Source organism: Szabonella alba (assembly GCF_016765775.1).
GTDB classification, from domain to species: domain Bacteria; phylum Pseudomonadota; class Alphaproteobacteria; order Rhodobacterales; family Rhodobacteraceae; genus Szabonella; species Szabonella alba.
Genome location: NZ_JAESVN010000002.1, coordinates 416,566 through 438,029, shown reverse-complemented (window position 1 = coordinate 438,029; position 21,464 = coordinate 416,566). Strand labels below are relative to the sequence as shown.

24 protein-coding genes are annotated in these 21,464 nt (G+C 64.8%); 19 read left to right on the top strand and 5 right to left on the bottom strand.

The genetic code is table 11. The features are described 5' to 3' along the window. Entirely contained in the window at nt 1-783 is a 783-nt protein-coding gene (locus JL811_RS06535) for an ion transporter (protein WP_202687683.1), read from the top strand. A gap of 75 nt (nt 784-858) precedes the next feature. After that, nucleotides 859-1,359: a L,D-transpeptidase family protein gene (locus JL811_RS06530; protein WP_202687682.1), complete on the top strand. Its 501-nt coding sequence runs from the start codon at nt 859-861 to the stop codon at nt 1,357-1,359. A gap of 63 nt (nt 1,360-1,422) precedes the next feature. Here JL811_RS06530 and dalA read toward each other — a convergent pair whose 3' ends face one another. After that, nucleotides 1,423-1,935: a divisome-associated lipoprotein DalA gene (dalA, locus tag JL811_RS06525; RefSeq protein WP_202687681.1), complete on the bottom strand. Its 513-nt coding sequence runs from the start codon at nt 1,933-1,935 to the stop codon at nt 1,423-1,425. Nucleotides 1,936-2,105: 170 nt separating this feature from the next. On the opposite strand from dalA, the gene JL811_RS06520 reads away from it, so the two are divergent. Both JL811_RS06520 and JL811_RS06515 read left to right on the top strand, forming a co-directional pair. Then, nucleotides 2,106-2,699 (top strand): L,D-transpeptidase, encoded by a 594-nt coding sequence (locus JL811_RS06520; protein WP_202687680.1) that lies wholly within the window; start codon nt 2,106-2,108, stop codon nt 2,697-2,699. A 266-nt stretch (nt 2,700-2,965) separates the two neighbouring features. Further along, nucleotides 2,966-3,145, top strand: a complete 180-nt coding sequence (locus JL811_RS06515) for a hypothetical protein (RefSeq protein ID WP_202687679.1) — start codon at nt 2,966-2,968, stop codon at nt 3,143-3,145. Between the two features lie 142 nt (nt 3,146-3,287). Here the strand turns inward: JL811_RS06515 and hemH are convergent, their stop codons facing one another. Together hemH and JL811_RS06505 are read right to left on the bottom strand one after the other, a co-directional pair. Further along, entirely contained in the window at nt 3,288-4,394 is a 1,107-nt protein-coding gene (gene hemH / locus JL811_RS06510; protein WP_202687678.1) for a ferrochelatase, read from the bottom strand. A 59-nt stretch (nt 4,395-4,453) separates the two neighbouring features. Then, complete coding sequence (locus JL811_RS06505) at nt 4,454-5,353, bottom strand: methyltransferase domain-containing protein (RefSeq protein WP_237684832.1); 900 nt, start codon at nt 5,351-5,353, stop codon at nt 4,454-4,456. A gap of 23 nt (nt 5,354-5,376) precedes the next feature. On the opposite strand from JL811_RS06505, the gene JL811_RS06500 reads away from it, so the two are divergent. From JL811_RS06500 to JL811_RS06470, 7 genes are all read left to right on the top strand, one after another. Then, nucleotides 5,377-6,099, top strand: a complete 723-nt coding sequence (locus tag JL811_RS06500; RefSeq protein WP_202687677.1) for a double zinc ribbon domain-containing protein — start codon at nt 5,377-5,379, stop codon at nt 6,097-6,099. A 37-nt stretch (nt 6,100-6,136) separates the two neighbouring features. After that, nucleotides 6,137-6,394, top strand: coding sequence for a glutaredoxin 3 (grxC, locus tag JL811_RS06495; RefSeq protein WP_202687676.1), 258 nt, complete (start codon nt 6,137-6,139; stop codon nt 6,392-6,394). A gap of 5 nt (nt 6,395-6,399) precedes the next feature. Beyond that, nucleotides 6,400-7,233 (top strand): carbon-nitrogen hydrolase family protein, encoded by an 834-nt coding sequence (locus JL811_RS06490; protein ID WP_202687675.1) that lies wholly within the window; start codon nt 6,400-6,402, stop codon nt 7,231-7,233. Further along, nucleotides 7,233-7,676, top strand: coding sequence for a MarR family winged helix-turn-helix transcriptional regulator (locus JL811_RS06485; RefSeq protein ID WP_202687674.1), 444 nt, complete (start codon nt 7,233-7,235; stop codon nt 7,674-7,676). Before JL811_RS06490 ends, JL811_RS06485 begins: the two co-directional genes overlap by 1 nt. Further along, nucleotides 7,677-8,522, top strand: a complete 846-nt coding sequence (locus tag JL811_RS06480) for an NAD-dependent epimerase/dehydratase family protein (protein WP_202687673.1) — start codon at nt 7,677-7,679, stop codon at nt 8,520-8,522. It begins immediately after the preceding gene. Then, on the top strand, nt 8,519-9,142 hold the full coding sequence (locus JL811_RS06475) for a sugar transferase (RefSeq protein WP_202687672.1): 624 nt from the start codon (nt 8,519-8,521) through the stop codon (nt 9,140-9,142). The genes JL811_RS06480 and JL811_RS06475 overlap by 4 nt, the downstream gene beginning before the upstream one ends. 159 nt (nt 9,143-9,301) lie before the next feature. Then, nucleotides 9,302-9,943, top strand: coding sequence for a TetR family transcriptional regulator C-terminal domain-containing protein (locus JL811_RS06470; protein ID WP_202687671.1), 642 nt, complete (start codon nt 9,302-9,304; stop codon nt 9,941-9,943). A gap of 11 nt (nt 9,944-9,954) precedes the next feature. On the opposite strand, the gene JL811_RS06465 is transcribed toward JL811_RS06470, so the two are convergent. Continuing rightward, on the bottom strand, nt 9,955-10,419 hold the full coding sequence (locus JL811_RS06465) for an Lrp/AsnC family transcriptional regulator (protein WP_202687670.1): 465 nt from the start codon (nt 10,417-10,419) through the stop codon (nt 9,955-9,957). A gap of 128 nt (nt 10,420-10,547) precedes the next feature. Here JL811_RS06465 and JL811_RS06460 point away from each other — a divergent pair, with 128 nt between their 5' ends. Beyond that, a complete protein-coding gene (locus JL811_RS06460) occupies nt 10,548-12,941 on the top strand; it encodes a transketolase-like TK C-terminal-containing protein (RefSeq protein ID WP_202687669.1) in 2,394 nt (797 codons plus the stop codon). Between the two features lie 178 nt (nt 12,942-13,119). On the opposite strand, the gene JL811_RS06455 is transcribed toward JL811_RS06460, so the two are convergent. Next, nucleotides 13,120-13,431 carry a hypothetical protein gene (locus tag JL811_RS06455; protein WP_202687668.1) on the bottom strand — a complete coding sequence of 104 codons (312 nt, stop codon included), beginning with the start codon at nt 13,429-13,431 and terminating at the stop codon, nt 13,120-13,122. A gap of 309 nt (nt 13,432-13,740) precedes the next feature. Between JL811_RS06455 and JL811_RS06450 the strand changes: the two genes are divergently transcribed. From JL811_RS06450 to JL811_RS06420, 7 genes are all read left to right on the top strand, one after another. Further along, complete coding sequence (locus JL811_RS06450; RefSeq protein ID WP_202687667.1) at nt 13,741-14,160, top strand: MarR family winged helix-turn-helix transcriptional regulator; 420 nt, start codon at nt 13,741-13,743, stop codon at nt 14,158-14,160. 76 nt (nt 14,161-14,236) lie between these two features. Continuing rightward, a complete protein-coding gene (locus tag JL811_RS06445) occupies nt 14,237-14,740 on the top strand; it encodes a (2Fe-2S)-binding protein (RefSeq protein WP_202687666.1) in 504 nt (167 codons plus the stop codon). After that, a complete protein-coding gene (locus tag JL811_RS06440) occupies nt 14,737-15,723 on the top strand; it encodes an FAD binding domain-containing protein (protein ID WP_202687665.1) in 987 nt (328 codons plus the stop codon). Before JL811_RS06445 ends, JL811_RS06440 begins: the two co-directional genes overlap by 4 nt. Continuing rightward, nucleotides 15,720-18,047 carry a xanthine dehydrogenase family protein molybdopterin-binding subunit gene (locus JL811_RS06435; protein ID WP_202687664.1) on the top strand — a complete coding sequence of 776 codons (2,328 nt, stop codon included), beginning with the start codon at nt 15,720-15,722 and terminating at the stop codon, nt 18,045-18,047. The genes JL811_RS06440 and JL811_RS06435 overlap by 4 nt, the downstream gene beginning before the upstream one ends. 418 nt (nt 18,048-18,465) lie before the next feature. After that, nucleotides 18,466-19,431: a tripartite tricarboxylate transporter substrate binding protein gene (locus JL811_RS06430; protein WP_237684831.1), complete on the top strand. Its 966-nt coding sequence runs from the start codon at nt 18,466-18,468 to the stop codon at nt 19,429-19,431. Between the two features lie 10 nt (nt 19,432-19,441). Next, entirely contained in the window at nt 19,442-19,906 is a 465-nt protein-coding gene (locus tag JL811_RS06425) for a tripartite tricarboxylate transporter TctB family protein (RefSeq protein ID WP_202687663.1), read from the top strand. 2 nt (nt 19,907-19,908) lie between these two features. Next, on the top strand, nt 19,909-21,417 hold the full coding sequence (locus JL811_RS06420; RefSeq protein WP_202687662.1) for a tripartite tricarboxylate transporter permease: 1,509 nt from the start codon (nt 19,909-19,911) through the stop codon (nt 21,415-21,417). The last annotated feature ends 47 nt before the right edge of the window (nt 21,418-21,464 follow it).

Below are 21,464 nucleotides of genomic sequence, written 5' to 3'. Positions count from 1 at the left end.
ATGACTTTGCGGGCACGGGTGGAGGAATGGCTGGTGAAGCCCTCCACGCAACAGGCGATCACTGCCGTGATCCTGTTCAACGCCGTGCTGCTGGGGATGGAGACATCGCCGACGATCATGGGGGCAATCGGCGGGCTGGTCACAACGCTGGACGCGCTTTGCCTGGCCGTGTTTGTCGTGGAGATCCTGCTGAAGCTTTATGCCCGCGGCCTGCGCTTCTTCCGCTCGGGCTGGAGCGTGTTCGATTTCGTCATCATCGGCATTTCGATCACCCCGGGCGCGCAGGGCTTTTCCGTGCTGCGCGCGCTGCGGATCCTGCGGGTACTGCGGATCATCTCAGTCGCGCCCTCACTGCGCCGTGTGGTCGAGGGCTTCGTGCGCGCCGTGCCCGGCATGGGATCGGTCTTTCTGCTGATGGCCGTGATCTTCTATATCGGCTCGGTCATGGCGACAAAGCTGTTTGGCGGGTCCTTCCCCGATTGGTTCGGTACCATTGGTCATTCGGCCTATTCCCTGTTCCAGATCATGACGCTGGAAAGCTGGTCCATGGGCATCGTGCGCCCGGTGATGCAGCAATATCCCTATGCCTGGGCGTTCTTCGTGCCTTTCATCATGGTCACGACCTTTGCGGTGGTGAACCTTCTGGTCGGTCTGATCGTGAATTCGATGCAGGAGGCCCATAATGAAGAGGCATCCGAAAAGACCGACGAATATCGCGAAGAAGTTATCGGTCGGCTGGAGGTGATCGAGCGTCTGCTGAAAGAAAGATCTTCCAAAGACTGACCGATTCGTATTTTACGAGGGACAGAGGCCAAATCCGCCATCAGAGCGGGGCCGGGCAGTCGAGGGGCAGAGGGCATGGGTATTTTCAGGATCGTTGCGGCGCTGTGTGTGATGTTGGTGGTGGCCTCCTGCGGGCCGCCCTCCAAATTCCGCACCTATCGTGGCCCCGAGGTCACGCAGGTGCTTGTGTCGAAATCCGAACGCAAGATGTGGATGCTGCACCATAATAAGGTGCTGAAGTCCTATGACATCGCGCTTGGCTTCGCGCCCGAAGGGCACAAGCAGTTCGAAGGCGATGGCAAGACGCCCGAGGGACTTTACTATATCGACCGGCGCAACCCCAACAGCCGCTTCCACCTGTCAGTCGGGATCTCCTATCCCAATCCGGCAGACAAGGCATTTGCGAAATCCATGGGCAAGGAACCCGGCGGCGATATCTTCATCCATGGCAAGACCGGCTTCAACGGCGACAACAAGGGTGACTGGACATGGGGCTGTATCGCGGTGACCGACCGCGAGATGGAAGATATCTATGCGATGCTTCGGGACGGCACGCCGATCTTCATCAAGCCCTGACGCGGCCTATCTGACGTGGCGTCGGGGGCAGGGCCACGGCCCAACCCCGCCTTCAACCGGGTTTCAGCCGCCGACGACCAGCGTCCACCAGATCTTGCCGCTTTCTTCCTGGAACCAGGCGAAGCCCATTTCCCGAGCCTGCGGATCCAGAAGGACCGCGCGCGTATCGGGTTTCGCCATCCAGGCCGACAGCGTTTCAAGCTCGGTTTCAAATGTTTCAGAAATCAGTTCCCCGGACAGCCGCCCGGCATAGCCGACCCGCTGCACCCGATCCAGCGGCGAGGATCCGTCGGATCCGAAATGCCAGGGCCGGTTCTGCACCGACATGTCCCGCGCATGGGTGGCGGCGGCAGCATTGAGCTGCGCATTGAGCTGCAGCGGCGACCCGCCCTGCGCCTGACGCAGCGCATTGACCGAATCAAGCATCCGGAACGGGATCTGATCGGACTGTGCCGCACTGATCCGGTAGACCTGCGGCAAGGGGCGACCATCGCTTCCGACCCGGATCTGGGGGGCGGGCGCACAGGCGGCGACTGCGACGGCGGCGCAGAGCGCGACAACTGACAAGGCTTTCATTTCATACCCATCCGAATACGGCCAGGCCCCGTCATATCGCGGCTCCCGGTATTGTTCAAATCCTGCTCTGCGCCTTATTGCCGAAACCCCGCACAGTGTGACAGGTCCGTGAATTGAAACCGGGGGGCAAAAGCGGTAAAGCTTGCGTGAGAAACTTGGGATTCCCCGTCATGTCCGACCATCGCACCAGCTTTCTGAACCGCCGCGCCCTTCTTGCAACCGCCGCTGCCGGGCTGGGGGCCTCGGCCCTTCCGGCCCTTGCGCTGGACAACTCGACCGAGTTTGAAAGCCGCGCGCCGGTGCGCAACAACATTTCCAGCTTCCGGATGCTGGACTGGCGCCCCTATTTCAGCGACACGCGCAATGGGGCGATTCTGGTCGATCTGACATCCCGCGCGCTGCATTTCTGGTCCGAGGATCAACGCACTTACCGGCTTTACCCGACCTCGGTGCCACTGACCGAGGATCTGACCCGCCGGGGACGCACAACGATCACGAACAAGGTGGTCGGCCCCTCATGGCGCCCGACCCCGGCGATGAAGGAACGCAATCCCGAATGGCCCGATTTCGTTGGCCCCGGCCCCGACAATCCGCTGGGCACCCATGCGATGCACCTGTCCTGGACCTATTACCGCATCCACGGCACACATGACACGCGCAAGATCGGGCGGCGGTCGTCCAATGGCTGCATCGGCCTTTACAATGAACATATCTCACAGCTTTTCGAACTGTCGAAGGTCGGGACACAGGTTCTGCTGATCTGACACAGACAGCACCCTGGGTGATTCCGGCACGGGGCGCCAATGGCGCCCCTTTGTATGTGCCGGATCGTCTGTTCAGGGCCTTGAAGCGGGCTATCGCGTCGGAAGTGTTGCCAAATTGACGACACAGCCCATCGCTGGATGGGCCATGCACAAGCCCGATTGCAATCTTCACCGCAAGCTGGTTAGAAAAAATCACGAGGTATAGTCTTGGGTGCGCGGCGTCGTCCTCTGAAAAATTCGGCCCCGCGCGATAACTGGAGGTTACTATGAAGAAACTTGCGCTCGCTGCCGCTCTGACGGTTGCCGCTTCCGCTGCCTTTGCTGGTGGCATGGTCGAACCGATCATGGAACCCGCTGTCGTCGAAGCTTCGACTTCGTCCTCGGCTGGTGGCATTGTCGTCCCGCTGCTGCTGCTGCTGGTCATCGCGGCTGCCGCTTCGAGCTGATTTTCCGGTTCCGGAAAAACAAAAGGACGGCAGGGCAACCTGCCGTCCTTTTTCTTTAGGGCAACTGTATACCTGACGGGGCCTGACAGGGGCCACCTGTCGTGGCCCGCGCCGATGGATCCCTTCCCGGATCAGCGCCGGATCAGCCCAGCCAACCCGCCAGATTTTCACCGATCACCGCCGTCAATGCGGTGATATGGGCCTCGTCATCATTGAGGCAGGGAATATAGGTGAAACTTTCCCCGCCCGCATGTTCGAATGCCTCGCGGATCTCACCGTTGATCTCTTCCAGCGTCTCGATGCAATCGGCTGAAAAGGCCGGCGCCATTACGGCAATATGCTTGCGGCCCTGACGGGCCAGTTCGGCCACATGCTGCACGGTATAGGGGCGCAGCCATTCCTCGCGGCCAAAGACCGACTGAAACGTCGTGTCGATACTGCCCGCCGCCCAGCCCAGCCTTTCGCGCAACAGACGCGAGGTCTTGGCGCATTGGCAATGATAAGGGTCCCCCTCCATCAGATAGCGTTTCGGCATCCCGTGATAGGACGCGACCAGCACATCGGGCCGCCGATCCAGCCCCGCATAGGCGCGTTCGACCGATTGCGCCAATGCGTCGATATAAAGCGGATGATCGAAATATTCCGGTACGGTGCGCACGGCAGGCTGGCGCTTTTCCGCACCCAGCGCGCGGAAGAAGGCATCATTGGCCGTGGCCGAGGTTGCACCCGCGTAATGCGGGTAAAGCGGAAAGAACAGGATCTTCTCACATCCCGCCGCAACCATCGCGCGCACCTTGGACGCGGTGGACGGATTGCCGTAGCGCATGCAGAAATCGACCATCACCCGGTCGCCATGCTGTGCCGCCATGCGTTCGGCAATGCGCGCGGTCTGGTCCTTTGTGATCGTCATCAGCGGGCTTTCGCCCTTGTCGTGATTCCAGATCAGCTTGTAATTCGCGCCCGAGGTGAAGGGGCGTTTGGTCAGGATCACCAGTTGCAGCAAGGGCTGCCACTTCCACGCCGGATAGTCGATCACCCGGCGGTCGGACAGGAATTCGTTCAGATAGCGCCGCATCGACCAGTAATCGTAATTGTCGGGCGTGCCCAGATTGGCCAGCAGCACACCGATCTTTGCCCGCCGGACCGGCGGATGGTCGGCGGGGGCATGGGCCAGCCGCCCCTGCCCGGGATTGTCACCGGCAGAAACCGAACCGTCCCGGCCCTTGTGCTGCGAATCGCTTTCCGGCATCTGCTGGGTCCTTTTGATATGGCCTGACACCGGCTGACATAACGGCAAGCGGCGCGGGGTCAACCTTGGCGCGTTGTCGCATCACCGGGCGGCGGGTCTGCCGCGCCCGTACCTGTGGGGTCGGCGGGGCGCAGAACCTCGGTCAGGCTGCGCATCGCCGATCCGGGGCGCAAGGGCTGTGGCTGGTCGGGATGCGGCGCCCAGCCCGTCAGAAAGATCATCTCGAACGCGGCGCGCAACCGGCCCCCCGGCGCGGGAAAGGCGCGGGCATAGCGGTCCTGGGCATCGGCCAGCAGCGCCCGGGTCAGCGGGCGGCGGGCACGGGCGGCCAGCGCGTTGCCTTCGCCCATGGCGCGCAGATCCTGCATCAGATGCAGGATATCGCGGTAATGCACCTCACGCTGGTCGCTGTCGGCCACCGGCAGGGCCAGCCCCGCCCGTTGCAGCAACGCGCCCAGATCACGGATTTCGGCCATGGGCAGCACGCGCGGCGACAGCCCACCCGTCACCGCAATCTCGGCCTCGGCCAGCACGGCGCGCAACTCGGCCAGCGTTCCGCCCCCGAACAGCGCCGCCAGCAACAACCCGTCGGCGCGCAACGCGCGGCGGCACTGAATAAGCTGTCCCACAGGATCATCCGCCCAATGCAGACACAGGGCGTGGATCACCAGATCCTGACTGCCCTCGGTCAGGTCAAGCGGATCGCTGTCGGACAGGATCCGCGCCCCGGGCAGACGCGCGCGCCAGAGATCGGGAAAACCCGTCACCACGGCGATATCTGTAAAGGTTCTGTTAACCTCGCCCAGTCTTTCCTGAATCTCGTCGGCCACCGCCTCCTGCAGGAACAGCGCCGGGTCGGGCAGGGTCATGGCGCGGCGGCGGTGATGCGCCAGCGCCTTGCGGTCGGTCAGGCGGGGGCCGGTGGGGGCACCGGGATCGGAATTGCGCGCGTCGGTCATGGCGCGGACCATAGGAGGGATGCATGGGATTGCAAGCCGTGTTGCGGATGATCTACCCGCCGCAATGCATTGGCTGCGGCGAGATGGTGACATCCGATTTCGGCCTTTGTGGTGCTTGCTGGCGGCAGGTGCATTTCCTGTCCGGTCTGGTCTGCGACACCTGCGGCACGGCCCTGCCGGGGCAGGATCCGGGCCATGCGGTGCATTGCGACGATTGCCTTGCCATTGCGCGGCCATGGTCGCAGGGGCGGGCGGCGCTGGCCTACCGCGGTATGGGGCGTGCGCTGGTGCTGCGGCTGAAACATGGCGACCGGCAGGATATCGTCCGACCGGCGGCGGACTGGATGCATCGCGCGGCCCGGCCCCTGCTGAAACCCGGAATGATCGCAGCCCCGGTGCCGCTGCACTGGACGCGGCTGTTGCGGCGGCGGTTCAACCAGTCTGCGCTGTTGTCGGCCGCACTGGCGCGTCTGGCGGGGATCGGGCATTGCCCCGATCTGTTGCAGCGGATCCAGCGGACCGGATCACAGGACGGGCGCGACCGCGATGCCCGTTTCGCCAATCTGTCCGGCGCGATCCGCGCCCATCCCCGCCGTGCGGCCCGGATGCAGGGGCGGCCGGTGCTGCTGGTCGATGATGTGATGACCTCGGGCGCCACGCTGACCGCCTCGGCGCAGGCCTGCCTTGATGCCGGGGCCAGTGATGTTGCCGTGGTGGTGCTGGCGCGCGTTGCGAAGGACACCTAAATCCCTATAGTCGGCAAAACCCCCGGGGACAGGCATCATGAAAACCGTTGAAATCTACACTTCCCCCTTCTGTGGCTATTGCCATGCCGCCAAGCGGTTGCTGACCAGCAAAAGCGTGGCCTTTACCGAGATCGACGTCATGGCCGATCCCGCGCAGCGCGCGGAAATGACGCGCCGATCCAATGGCGGGCGCACCGTGCCGCAGATCTTCATCGACGGGCAGCCGATTGGCGGTTCCGATGATCTGCATGCGCTGGACCGGGCCGGCCGGCTTGACGCGCTGCTGAAGGATTAGACGCAATGCGTGCAGCCCTTGCGCAACTGAATGTCACCGATGACCCAACGCTGAACCTGCCCGGAACGCTGGCGCTTGTGCGGCAGGCGGTGGCGGGTGGTGCGGATTTCGTGCTGACCCCGGAATGCAGCAATGCGCTGTCCTCGGACCGGGCCTTTCAGCGCGCGCATTTACACCATGAAGAGGATGATCCCACCCTTGCCGCCCTGCAGGAGGAGGCCGCGAGGGCCGGGATCTGGCTGCTGATCGGATCGCTGGGGCTGCTGACCCGCGATGCCGATGGCCGATTCGCCAATCGCAGCTTCCTGATCGGGCCCGATGGCGGCATCGCCGCGCGCTATGACAAGATCCACATGTTCGATGTGAATGTCTCGGAAACCGAGGTGTATCGCGAATCCGCAGGCTACCGGCCCGGTGACCGGGCCGTGGTCGCCGACACGCCGCTGGGCCGGATCGGCATGACCGTCTGCTATGATCTGCGCTTTCCCGCGCTGCACCGGCATCTGGCGCAGGCGGGGGCGCAGATCCTGACGGTTCCGGCCGCCTTCAACCACATCACCGGGGCGGCGCATTGGCATATCCTGCTGCGTGCCCGTGCGATTGAAACGGGTTGTTTCGTGCTGGCCCCGGCCCAGACCGGGTTTCACCCCGAAACCTCGGGCGGCAAGGGGCGGCACACCTATGGCCACAGCCTTGTCATCGCCCCCTGGGGGGAGGTTCTGGCCGATGCCGGAACCGAACCCGGCCTGACCTTCGCCGAGATCGACCTTGCCGAAGTCGACCGGGCGCGCGCCCGCATTCCGTCCCTGACCCATGACCGTCCGTTCGGGGCGGGGTGATGGCCGAATCGCATGAGGATATCGCCGTTGCCCTGTTCGGGGAGCTGTTCATGGCCGATCAACTGGCGCGCAACCGCGTGTCCAAGGCGCTGCCGCGCGGGATGGAACTGTCGCATTTCGGCGTGCTGAACCATCTGGCCCGCGGGAATGAGGAAAAATCCCCCGCCCAGCTTGCCCGGGCCTTTCATGTCACGCGCGGTGCGATGACCAACACACTGGCCAAGCTGGAATGGGCCGGGCATGTCCATATCCGCCCCGACTGGGACGATGCGCGGCGCAAGTTTGTCTCGATCAGCCCTTCGGGCCGGGCCGCGCGGGATGCCGCCGTGCACTCCATCGCGCCGCTGATTTCCGAATTTGTCGCCGATCTGGGGGCGGACCGGGTGCGCGCCGTGCTGCCGGTGCTGCGGGAATTGCGCACGCGACTGGAAGGCAACGAATAGATGATCGTCCTGCCGTTTCTGGTGACCGGGTCCACGGGGCGGATCGGCGGGGCGCTTCGTGCGGTCTGGCCGGAAACAGCCGCCGCCACGAGTTTGCAACCCCATTGGCAGGCGCGCACATCCCGGCCCGGGTTTTCCACCTGGGATATCGCGTTGGACCCCTGCCCTGCCGGGCTGGCCTCGGGCGTGGTTCTGGGGCTTGCGGGCGGTCGACGGGCAGGGACAGACTCCGGTAACGATGAGACGGCACTTGCGCTGGCCACGCTGCGCGCTGCCCGCGATCAGGGCGCGCGGCATGTGTTCCTGATGTCCTCGGCGGCGGTTTACGGCGCCTCGGATGCCCCGTTGACCGAGGATGCGACCCCTGCCCCACCATCTGCCTATGGCGAACAGAAATACGCGATGGAGGCGGCGGCGCAGGATTTTGCGATGACCGAAGGGATGCGCCTGACCCTGCTGCGGCTGGGCAATGTCGCGGGGTTTGATGCGCTGCTGGGGGGCGCGCGTCCGGGCGTTCCGGTCACGCTGGACCCCGTGCCGGGGGCGGCGGGCGGGCCGCTGCGGTCCTATATCGGGCCTGTCAGCCTTGGGCGGGTGCTGGCGGGTCTGGCGCAACTGGCCGCCGAAGGTGCCGCGTTGCCCGATATTCTGAACATCGCTGCCACCCCGCCGCTGCGCATGGCCGCACTGCTGGATGCCGCCGGGATCGACTGGCGCCATAGCCCCGAAAACCCCGCCGTGCTGCCGCAGGTCGTGCTGGACTGCACAAGGCTTGCCACCCTGCTGCCGCTGCCCGCCGCCAGTGCCGCCGCGATGGTCGCCGAATGGAAGGATCTGCCCGCATGACCCCCGGCAAACGCGCGCTTGATCTGGTGCTGGCGCTGATGCTGGCACTGCTGCTGGCGCTGCCGTTCGCGGTGCTGCTGCTGGTGCTGCTGCTGGTCGAGGGGCGGCCGCTTTTCTATGTCGCGGAACGGATGAAGGCCCCCGGTCAGCCCTTCGGCCTGTGGAAACTGCGCACGATGCCGGTTGCGACCGGGCGCAGCGGCGTGTCTGGCGGCGACAAGACGGCGCGGATCACGCCGATGGGCCGTTTCCTGCGCCGCGCGCGGCTGGATGAGATCCCGCAACTGTGGAATGTCCTTCGCGGGGATATGAGTTTTGTCGGGCCTCGCCCGCCCTTGCGCGAGTATGTCGAGCGTTTTCCCACCCTTTACGCGCAGGTGCTGCAAAGCCGCCCCGGCATCACCGGTCTGGCCAGCCTGCATATCCACGGCCATGAGGAACGCCTGCTTGCCGCCTGCCGCACGGCCGAAGAAACCGATGCCGTCTACACCCGCCGCTGCATCCCGCGAAAGGCGCGGCTGGACCTGATCTATCAGAAGAACCGCTCGGTCTGTCTTGATCTGGCGCTGATCTGGCAGACCGGGGCAGGGGTGATGATCCGTCGCGGTCTGGGCCGTTAGGCAGGGGTGATACCCTCCGCCGTTGCAGGGGATCCCCTGTCAGGCGGGCGGGCGCCCGCCCTTCCCGACCCACACCGCTTGTAACCCCATCGGCATATTGTCTAATCTTGTATCCGGCAGTCCCCGGACGGGGCCGCGATGGCAAGGATGCGGCAGATAGTGAAACCGATCTCGGAAATCAGACGGCCTGAGATTGTGCAGGCCGCGATCCGCACGATCGGACGGCTGGGTCTGCCGATGGCCTCATACGATCAGATCGCGCGCGAAACCGATATGTCGCGGCAGTTGATCCGGCATTACTTTCCCGATTCCGAGGTGCTGATGGTCGCGGTCTGCGATGCGCTGGCCGCGTCCTATCGCGAATGTCTGATGCAGGGCATCCTGAAGGCCAATACCGCCCGGCGACTGCCGATGTTTCTGGATTTCTATTTCAATTTCCTTGCCGGTGAGGGGCTGGCCAAGCCCGCCGATGATGCCGTCTATGACGCGATGTTCGCGCTGGCGGCAGGGTCGGACAAGCTGCGCAAAAATCTGTTCGACCAGTATAACCTGCTGCATCACACCATCGCGCATGAGGTGCAGATCAGCCATCCCACCCTGCCACAATCGGCCTGCCGCGAGATCGGCTATCTGTTTGTCGCGCTGATGTATGGCCATTGGAAAATGGTGGCGACACTGGGCTTTTCGGAGGATTACAACCGCGTCTCGCGGGAGGCGGTGGACCGGCTGATTGACTCTTATGTCGCGCGCTATGACGATCCCGACCTGCGGGACGCGCCGGACACCCCGCGCAGGGGCTGAGACCGCGCCGGTCAGTCCAGCCGCGCCGGAATAAACTTGACCCGCCGGATCGGGATTGACGATTCCAGCGACGCCACCCCCGGCAGTTTCGTCAGCCGCCCGGTCAGGAAGCGTTCGAATTCATGCAGATCGCTGACCGCGACGCGCAGCAGATAATCGAAACTGCCGGTCATCAGCCAGCAATCGACAATCTCGGGAAAGCGGCGGATCTCGCGTTCAAAGGCCACCAGCCGGTCGTCGATCTGCCGGTCCAGCCGCACCGAGATGAAGACGTTGAAGCCGAATCCCAGCTTGGCCTCGTCGATCCGCGCCGAATAGCCGGTGATATATCCCTCGGATTCCAGCCTGCGGATGCGCCGCGCACAGGGTGACGGGGACAGGCCGACGCGGTCGCTCAGTTCCTGATGGGTCAGGCGCGCCTCCTGCTGCAATTCGCGCAGGATGCGGCGGTCGATTTCATCCAGTGTTTCTGTCATTCATGGCTGCTTTCGTCTGTCTTTTACAACTCTACGCCGGATTCCAGCGCAGTTTACCGGAATGCGCAAGCAAATTGACGAAATCCGCCCGGGCTGCGGTTGTAGACTTCCGCGCGAGAGGGAGACCCATGACCGACACAGCGACCGAAACCGCAAAACAGCTTCGCCTCATCGAACAGCGCCTGCTCTGGCTGTCGCATTGGATGATCCACAATGCCAACCACATCCGCCCCAAGGTGGATGCAATCAAGATCGGCGGGCATCAGGCGTCTTCCGCCTCGATGGTCTCGATCATGACGGCGCTTTACTTTTCGGCGCTGCGCCCGGCCGACCGGGTGGCGGTCAAGCCGCATGCCTCACCGGTCTTTCATGCGATGCAATATCTGATGGGCAACCAGACGCGGGAGAGGATGGAAAATTTCCGCGGCTTCGGCGGGGTGCAAAGCTATCCCAGCCGCACCAAGGATGCGGGCGATGTGGATTTCTCGACGGGCTCGGTCGGGCTGGGCGTCGGGATCACGGCGCTGGCCTCGATGGTACAGGATTTCATCACTGCCAAGGACTGGGGCAAGGATATCGCGACGGGCCGCATGGTGGCGCTGGTCGGCGATGCCGAGATGGATGAGGGCAATGTCTATGAGGTGCTGCAGGAAGGCTGGAAGAACAACCTGCGCAACACATGGTGGATCATCGACTATAACCGCCAGTCGCTGGACGGGATCGTGCGCGAAGGGCTGTTCGAGCGGATCGAAAAGATCTTCGGCACCTTCGGATGGGAGGTGCTGCGCATCAAATACGGCGCCCTGCAACGCGCGGCGTTCGAGGAACCGGGCGGCGCGCGGCTGCGCGACTGGATCGACGCCTGCCCCAATGCCGAATACGCGGCCCTGACCTATCAGGGCGGCGCGGTCTGGCGCGCGCGGCTGATGGAGGATCTGGGCGATCAGGGTGCGGTTACGGCGCTGATCGACCGGCGCAGCGATGCCGAACTTGCGGCGCTGATGGAAAATCTGGGCGGCAACTGCGTGGAAACGATGGCGCAAAGTTTTGCCTCGGTCGATCATGACCGTCCCACCTGTTTTCTGGCCTATACGATCAAGGGCTGGGGCACCCCGATTGCCGGGCACAAGGACAATCACGGCGGGCTGATGACCAAGGCCCAGATGGCCGAATGGCAGGCCCATATGGGCGTGCCCGAAGGGCAGGAATGGGACACTTTTGCCGGCGTCGAGGATGCGCAGGCGCTGCGCGATTTCCTGTCGCAGGTGCCGTTTTTCAAGAATCGCACAGGCCGACATGGCGATGCCCGCCTGCCCGTGCCGCAGATCGGGCCTGAAGCGGGACAAGCCGGGGCCGCGCGCGAGATTTCCACGCAGGCGGCCTTTGGCAAGATCATGGATGATCTGGCAAGGGGCGACAGCGATCTTGCCGCGCGGATCATGACCACCTCACCGGATGTGACGGGCACGACGGGACTTGGGGCCTTTGTGAACCGCCGCAAGCTCTTTGCCCGGGACGCGTTGCCCGATGCCTTTATCGAACACCGTATCCCGTCAACCGCGAAATGGAACTTCGCGCCCGAGGGCCAGCATCTGGAACTGGGCATCGCCGAGATGAACCTGTTTCTGCTGCTGGGGGCGGCAGGGCTGGCGCATGATCTTTGGGGGCGACGGATCATTCCCATCGGCACGGTCTATGATCCGTTTGTGCATCGCGGCCTCGATGCGCTGAACTATGCCTGCTATCAGGATGCGCGCTTCATGATCGTGGGCACGCCGTCAGGCATCACGCTGGCCCCCGAGGGTGGGGCGCATCAATCCATCGGCACACCGCTGACCGGCATGGCGCAGGACGGGCTTGCGGCCTTTGAACCCGCCTTTGCCGATGAACTGGCGGTCATCATGGCATGGGCCTTTGACTATATGCAGCGCGAGGGCGGGGCGGACCCGGACGAACGCACATGGCTGCGCGATGAAACCGGCGGTTCGGTCTATCTGCGGCTGACCACCAAACCGCTGGAACAGCCGGGCCGCCGGGCCGATGATGGCTTTCGGCAGGGCGCGATCGACGGGGCCTATTGGCTGCGCCCGCCGGGGCCGAACTGCGCGGTGGTGATCGCCTATCAGGGCGCCGTGGCGGATGAGGCGATTGCGGCGGCGGGTATCGTGGCCGAACATCGCCGCGATGTGGCGGTGCTGGCCGTGACTTCGGCTGACCGGCTGAACGCCGGATGGACGGCGGCACAGCGCGAACGCGCGCGCGGCAATCCGCAGGCGACAAGCCATGTAGAACACCTGCTGGCCGCGCTGCCCCGCCATTGCGCCTTGGTGACCGTGATCGACGGCCATCCGGCAACCCTGTCATGGCTGGGCGCGGTTCACGGCCACCGCACGATACCGCATGGGGTGGAACATTTCGGCCAGACCGGAACCATCGGCGATCTTTATCGCCATTTCGGACTGGACCGGCACGCACTTGCCCAGTCGGTCAGCCGCCTGACCGACGGGCCTGCCATCGGCTGAGGGGACTGGCGGCGGGACCTGCGCGTGTCCGTGGCCAGCGTGAATGGGTGGTAAGGGAATGGCCGGGCCTTTCAGGCCACGGCCGGGGTTCGGGGGGTTCGCTTGCGGGGTTCAAGATGTCCCCTTGCGCCCCCCGCTTGGCCGGGGCGCTGATGGGAGGACGACCGCCCGTCGACGCCTACCGGCGGATCACGATTTCCTTGGTCTTCGGCAGCAGGAACCGCTCGGTATCCAGCGGCGCGACGGGCAGGCCGTTGCCCAGAACATAGCGCAGGTCGGGTCCGGCATGGGATCCGGTTTCAGGATTCTTCACCGGGGCTGCCGCAGGCCGGGGCGCGTTTTCTGTCACGGTCCCTGCCGCCCGGCCCACCCTTTGCGCGTTGCGCTGTGCCTGCCGGTTCTGCGCGTCGCGGATCTGCGCAATGATCGTCACCTTCTCGCCATTAGAACCGACGCAAGGAATGACATCCGTGGTTTTCCAACCGTTCATTGATCCCTCCTTTCGAGTTATCGCGGAAAAGCCGATCACTCTTGCCCCAATCGCGCAAACATCTTCCGGTTGTAGCAAAAAAACAGGCGGGAATCTGCCCAGCGGCGCGGATCCTGCGGCACGGGGCTGCCGGAATGACGGTCGTTCTGCCGCAGCCGTGCCCCGCCCGCAAACCCGGCCTTCTGTGGATGCTGCCCCGAGCACCGCAGCGATCGGATGTAGAATCACCCTTGCGGGACGGCAATCCCCAGGCCGGACGCCCAGCAAAGGGCTCTGGCACCGCCGGGCGGCTGGCACTAGACTGACGGGATGAGTGAACCGACAGATGAACAGGTTGCAGACCTTGCAGGCGCGCTGGACCGGCTGGGGCGGCGCTTCAAGCTGTCGGATACGGCGCAGGGCGGCCGCCCGCTGGCAGAGATCGACAAGCTGATCCTGCAGCATGTCGCGGCGCATCCCGGCTGTGGTCCGTCCGATGTCGCGCGGACATTCGGCGTCGCGCTGACGACGATTTCATCCGCGACGGACCGGCTTGCGAAACGCGGTCTGCTGGAACGTCTCCGCCCCTCGGAAGACCGCCGCGCGGTGGCACTGGACCTGACCGAGGCGGGAAAAACCCATGCCCGCGCCCTGCAGGACATGTATCAGTCCATGTTCCGCGACATGCTGCGCAGGCTGACCCCCGCAGAACGCGCGGTCTTCATTGAGATGGTCAGCAAGATTGCATAAAACGAAGATTGAATAATACGAACCTCGTAGTATATTGATGCCAATCGCAACCCCAGCAACCGCAAGGGATGAAGGCATGGCCATTACAATCAACGGCACGGAAGTCCCGCTTCCGGAGGATCCGCGCATGTCTCTGGCCGAGTTTCTGCGCGACGGGCTGCATCTGACCGGCACCAAGATCGGCTGCAATCAGGGCGGCTGCGGCGCCTGCACGGTGCTGATCGACGGGCAGCGGGTGCTGTCCTGCCTGACGCTGGCCGTGCAGGCCGAAGGGCGCGAGGTGACCACGATCGAGGGGCTGTCATCGGGGGATGATCTGCATCCGCTGCAGGAAGCCTTCATTGCGCATGACGGGTTTCAATGCGGCTATTGCACCCCCGGCCAGATCTGCGCCGCCACGGCGATGCTGCGCGAACTGGCCGAGGGCATGCCCAGTTCTGTCACCGGCGACCTTTCCCGCCCCGCCCCCCTGACCGCCGAGGAGATCCGCGAAAGGATGAGTGGCAATCTCTGCCGCTGCGGCGCGCATAACGGCATCATCGCCGCAATCCTACAGGTCGCGCAGGAGGGGGCGGCATGAACCCCTTCACCTATCGCCGCGCCACCACCGCGCCCGAGGCCGCCGCTGCCGCAGCCTTGCCCGGGCATCGCCTGCTGGGCGGCGGCACCAATCTGGTCGATCTGATGCGCAAAGGGGTCGAACATCCCGAAACGCTGATTGATGTGACCGGGTTTTCGCAACAGATCGAGCTGACACCCGGCGGCGGGCTGCTGATCGGCGGCGCGGTGCGCAACAGCGCGCTGGCCGCGCATCCGCAGGTGCGGCGGGACTATCCGCTGCTGTCGCGGGCCGTTCTGACCGGGGCCTCGGCCCAGATCCGCAATATGGCGACGGTGGCAGGCAATGTGATGCAGCGCACGCGCTGCACCTATTTCGCCGATCCCGCCGCCAGCCGCTGCAACAAGCGCGTGCCCGGTTCGGGCTGTGACGCGCAGGGCGGTTTTACCCGCTATCACGCCATTCTGGGCGGCTCATCCGCCTGTATCGCAACGCATCCGTCGGATATGTGCGTGGCGCTGGCGGCGCTGGACGCGACGCTGCATCTGCTGGGCCCTGACGGGCCGCGCGCGTTGCCGCTGTCGGAATTTCACCGCCTGCCCGGCGACACGCCGCATCTGGAAACCGAATTGCGGCCTGGTGAAATTATCACAGGCGTGGAACTTCCGCCGCCCCTGCCCGCCATGCGATCCGCCTATCGCAAGGTGCGCGACCGGGCCAGCTATGCCTTCGCGCTGGTCTCGGTCGGGGCCTGTATCACGGTGGAAAACGGCCATTTCGCCGAAATCCGGCTGGCCTTTGGCGGCATCGCGCACCGGCCATGGCGTGCCACACGGGCCGAGGCGGCATTGCGCAGTGGTCCCGCCACACCCGAAGCGGTCGAAGCCGCGCTGAAGCTGGAATTCGCCGAAGCCAGACCGCTGGACGGCAACGCCTTCAAACTGCCGCTTGCCAGACGCAGCGCCGCCGCCCTGCTGGCCCAACTGATCGGAGAAACCGCATGAGCCGGGTCCAGAACACGCTGATCGAATCCGTCCGCAAGGTTGTCGGCTGGGTGCCCGAACGCTGGCTGCCGGGGGGCACGCCGGACCCGCTGATCGGGCGGCACGGCGCGGTGGGAACACAGCTTGCGCAACTAGACGGCCCGCAAAAGGTGCGGGGTGCTGCCCGCTTCGCCGCCGAGGTGCCGCTGGAGGGGCTGTGCTATGCCGCGCTGGTCAACAGCCCGGTCACGCGCGGTCGTATCACCCGGCTGGACACGGCAGCGGCCGAGGCCGCGCCCGGTGTGCTGCTGGTGCTGACCTATCGCAACATGCCCCGGCTTGGCCTTGTACCACTGATGGGGGTCACCAATCTGGGCGCGGTCGGCAATAGCGCGCTGCCGATCCTTCAGGATGACCAGATCCGCTATAACGGGCAGGTGATGGCGCTGGTGCTGGCCGAAACCCAGCAGCAGGCCGATCATGCCGCCCGCCTTATCGACCTCAGCGTCGATACGGCCCCGGCCCTCAGCGACTTTCAGGCCGCCAAGCCCGAGGCCCGCACGCCTGCGTCAATCCTTGTGGAACGCAACGAACAATCCGCAGGCGATGCCGAGGCTGCCCTGCGGCAGGCCGCCTTCAGCACCGATGCCACCTATACCACGCCCGGCCATAACCATGCCGCCATCGAACTGCATGGCGTGACCGCGCATTGGACCGGCAACCGGCTGGTCCTGCATGATGCGACACAGGCCGTCGCCCCGACCGCCGCCGCACTGGCCAAACTTTTCGGTCTGCGGCGTGAGGATGTTCGCGTCCTGTCCCCCTTCGTTGGCGGGGGCTTCGGGGCCAAGGGGTTCTGGGACCATCAGGTTCTGGCCGTTGCCGCCGCGCGGATGGTGGACCGCCCCGTGCGCCTGATGCTGAGCCGTGAGGCGGTTTTCCGAATGGTCGGCGGGCGCAGCCCGACCGAACAGCGCGTCGCCATCGGGGCCGATGCCGAAGGGCGGTTTACCGCGCTGATCCATACCGGATATTCGGTGATGCCGCCCTATTCGGCCAGCCCCGAACAATACACATTGGGCACCCGCTCGCTGTATCGCGCGCAAAGCTATCGCTTCGGGCAGAAACATCTCGATCTTGATATCGTGCCCAACACCTTCATGCGTGCACCGGGGGAATCGGTGGGCAGTTTCGCCGTTGAAAGCGCGGTAGATGAACTGGCCCATGCGATGGACATCGACCCGGTCGAATTGCGGCTGCGCAATGAACCCGAAACGCATCCGCTGACCGGCACCCCCTTTTCACAACGCGCATTGGCGACGGCCTGGCGGCAGGGTGCCGACCGCTTTGGCTGGGACGCGCGCAGTACGATGCCGCGTGCGCGGCGTGACGGGGAATGGCTGCTGGGCATGGGCTGTGCGGCGGGCAATTTCCCCTATGTGCGGATGCCATCCGGCGCGCTGCGCATCCGGCTGACGCGCGACGGACAGGCCACCCTGTCCACCTCGGCGCAGGATATGGGCATGGGCACCGCCACCGTGCAGACCCAGCATGCCGCCGACCGGCTGGGCCTTCCCCTCGACGCGATCACCTTCGAGATGGGCGATTCCGACCTGCCCGCCGCGCCGGTCGCCGGCGGCTCGTCACAGACCGTTTCGATTGCAGCGGCAATCGCGGCGGCGGCCAGCAAGCTGACCGTGGAGCTGCTGCGCCTTGCGGGCAATGCCAGCCCGCTGGCAGGCCTGCGCGCCGGTGAGGTGCGGCTGGCCGAGGGCGGTCTGGTCTGCATCGAGGACCCGACGCGCCGCGAAACCTATGGGGATATCCTGACCCGGGCCGGACGGGATGAGATCAGCGTGACCGAAACCGGCGCGCCGCCGCTTGAGATCTTCAAATATGCCATGCTCAGCCATTCGGCCAATTTCTGCGAGGTGAGGGTCAGCGATGTCACCGGCGAACTCCGCGTCACGCGGCTGCTGGGGGTGTTCGATGTCGGCACGATCCTGAACCCGCGCATGGCGGTCAGCCAGCTGCGCGGTGGCATGATCATGGGATTGGGCATGGCGCTGAGCGAGGAAGTGCTGTTCGATGAGCGCAGCGGGCGGATCATGAATCCGGGCCTTGCCGACTACCACATCCCCGCGCATCTGGACGTGCCCGAAATTGACGTGACATGGACCGGCATTCCCGATCCGCGGTCACCGCTGGGGGCGCGTGGCATCGGCGAAATCGGCATTACCGGAGTTGCCGCCGCCATTGCCAATGCGGTGTTCAACGCCACCGGCAAGCGCCTGCGCGATCTGCCCCTGACACTGGACCGCCTGATCGGGGCGGAAGGGGCCTGAGGTCCTTCCGCCCCGATGCGCCCCTTGCCGGTCCCGCCCCCTTGACCGACCTGCGGCACCTGTTCGCCATTCTTTCTGTGCTGCCCCGCTGAACCATCGCGGGACGCCGCCTTGCTTCGGTCCGGACCGGGCGCACACGCCCGGTCCGGCGCCGAGGTGGGTAGAATTCGATATTAAATATTGTATACTTTATCGAGATTGGGCAATCTTGCCCGTGTCGGTCTTGGGGATGGGGAGGACCGGAGAAGATGTCTTTCCAAGCAGGATTGAGACGCGACCGGGCTGCGCCTGCCGCCGCTCTTGCCCCTGTCTTTCCACGACCCCCGGCCCGCGATCCGCAGTGCCGGACCCATTGCAAGGCGGTCAAAGGGCGGCACAGACCCGCCCGCGCCGCATCACATCGGAGGAGGAGACCAGAATGACCAACGGAACCATGATCAAGGCTATGGGCCTTGCCGCCGGGTTGGCCCTTGCCAGCGCCGGGGCGGCGATGGCGGAGTTTCCCGACCGGCCGATCACCCTGATCGTGCCCTATCCCGCAGGCGGCGGCACCGATATTGTCGCGCGCACGCTTGGCGCGGAACTGGAGCGGGAACTGGGTGTGTCGATCAATGTCGTGAACCGCGCGGGCGGCGGTGGCATCGTTGGCACGACCGCCATCGCGCAGGCCCGGCCCGATGGCTATACGCTGGGGGTCATCGCCAGCGATATCAGCCTTTACAAGCCGCAGGATCTTGCGGATCTGAGCTATGAAAACCTGACGCCCATCGGCCAGACCAACGAATTGCCGGGCGGTGTCACGGTCAAGACCGACGCGCCCTATGCCGATCTGGCCGAATTGCTGGCGGCAATCGAGGCCAGCCCGGGACAGCTGAGCGCAACCGGCGCGCCGCCCAATGCCAACTGGCATGTGGGTTATGTCGGCTTCATGCTGGCTGCCGGGGCCGATCCGGGCGGCGTGAACTGGGTGCCCACGCAGGGCGGCACCGCCGGGCATCTGGATGTCGCGGCCGGAAACTCGACCTTCTCGACCGCGTCGCTGGTCGAGGCGCGCGCCCTGATCGAAAGCGGGGAACTGCGTCCGCTGGCCCTGTCGGCGGATGATCGTTCGGCAGCCTTCCCCGATGTTCCGACGATGAAGGAACTTGGCATCGACTGGTCCTATGGCCTGTGGCACGGCGTTGTCGGCCCGCAGGACCTGCCCGAGGATGTGCAGGCGCGGCTGCTGGAGGCGGTCGAGAATGCCGCCAACAGCGACAATTTCCGCAACACGCTGATTGAACGCGGCTTTACCCATCTGTGGCGCGGTGGCGACGATTTCCGCGACTTCATGATTTCGGACATGGCCGCCATGACCGAAATTTTCGAGCAACTCGGACAGTAACGGGTCGGGCATGCAGATCGGAGATGCGGTGACCGGCCTGTTTCTGGCCTTGCTTGGCCTGCTGGTCGCCGCTTTCATCACCACTTTTCCCACGCAGGCCGGGTTCTTCGGACCCGGCCTGTTTCCGGGTCTGATTGCCGCAGGGCTGGTCCTGTGCGGCAGCCTGCTGTTGCTGCGTGGCCTGCGCGCGGGCGCGGGATGGCGGATCGCCGTCGATCCCCGGTTTGAACCGGGCAAACTGCTGCAGGCGACCAGGCTGCTGCTGGCCGCCGTTCTGTCCTTCGCGCTGCTGATGGAATGGGTGGGCTTTGCCCCGCTCAGCTTTGCAACCTTGCTGATCCTTGCGCTCTGGTTACGCCGGAGCCTGCTGTTTTCCCTTGGCATGGCGCTGATCGTGACGCTGCTGCTGGATCTTCTGTTCCGGCAAGCGCTGCGCGTGCCGCTGCCGCCGGGATTGCTGGAAGGGGTGTTCTGACCGTGTGGGAAAATCTTGGTGCCGCCTTCTGGCTGGTCGCGGATCCGACGACCCTGCTGACGATTTTCGTGGCCTCGCTGTTCGGTTTCGTGGTGGGTGCGCTGCCGGGGCTGACGGCGACCATGGCGGTGGCGCTGCTGGTGCCGATCACCTTTCTTCTCAGCCCGATCGCGGCCATCGCCTCCATCGTTTCGGCGGCGGCGATGTGCATCGCGGCGGGCGATATTCCCGGCGCGCTGCTGCGGATGCCGGGCACGCCTGCCTCGGCCGCCTATGTCGATGATGCCCATGCGCTGAGCAACCGGGGCGATGCCGGTTTCGTGCTGGGCAGCAGTGCCTTTTTTTCCATGACAGGCGGCATTATCGGCACGCTGGTGCTGATCCTTGCCTCACCGGTGCTGGCGCGGTTCGCGCTGAATTTCAGCGCGTTCGAATTCTTCTGGCTGGGCTGCCTGGGTCTCAGTTGCGCGGTTTTCGTCGCCTCCGAGGATGTGTTGAAAGGCATGGCCTCCTTGATGATCGGTCTGCTGATTTCCACGGTTGGCATGGATTACGGCACCGGCTATCCGCGTTTTACCTTCGGCACCTATGTTCTGATGGACGGGGTGTCCTTCATTCCCGCGCTGATCGGCATGTTCGCCCTGCCCGAGATCCTGCGATCGCTGGTGGCCCCCGGAGAAACGCATCGGGTCGCGCAGGCCAGCATGCGCGAGGCATGGACCAAGGTCTTTGCCGCCGCGCGCCAATACTGGCACGTCGCCCTGCGCGGCAGCGGCATTGGCACGGTTCTGGGTGCCCTGCCGGGGGCCGGGGCCGATATTGCGTCATGGATTTCCTTTGCTGTGGCCAAGCGGTTTTCGCGCGAGCCTGAAAAATGGGGCAAAGGCCATATCGAAGGGGTGATTGCCGGAAATTCGGCCAATAACGCGGCCCTGGCCGCCGCATGGATCCCGGCGATGGTCTTTGCCATTCCCGGCGACACGATCACCGCCATCGCGGTCGGAGTGCTGTATCTGAAAGGGATGAACCCCGGGCCGACCGTGTTCATCAACAATCCCGACCTGATCTATGCGGTTTTCATCGTGTTTCTGATCGCCAATCTGCTGCTGCTGCCCTTCGGCATCCTGTCGATGAAGGTCGCGCGCTGGATCCTGCGGGTTCCGCGCCAGCTGCTGATGCCCGCGCTGCTGCTGCTGGCGGTGACCGGGGCCTATTCGATCGACAATTCGGCCAGCGGTATCCTTGTCATGCTGGCGCTGGGGATCATGGCCTATGGCATGGAATCGGCCGGTCTGCCGCTGGCCCCGGCGGTGCTGGGCATCGTGCTGGGGGCGATTGTCGAGCAGAACATGATCATGGCGCTGATCAGTTCGCAGGGCAATCTGCTGGCTTTCTTCTCGCGCCCGATCTCGGCGGTGCTGGGGGTTGTCACGATCATCGTCTGGACGGTGCCGCTGCTGCGCATGGCGCTGCGGCAATGGCGGCGGCGCAGGGCGGCATCCGCAGAATGACCCCGAATGCGGCCTGAAAGAACCCTCCGGCCCCGATCAGGGGCCGG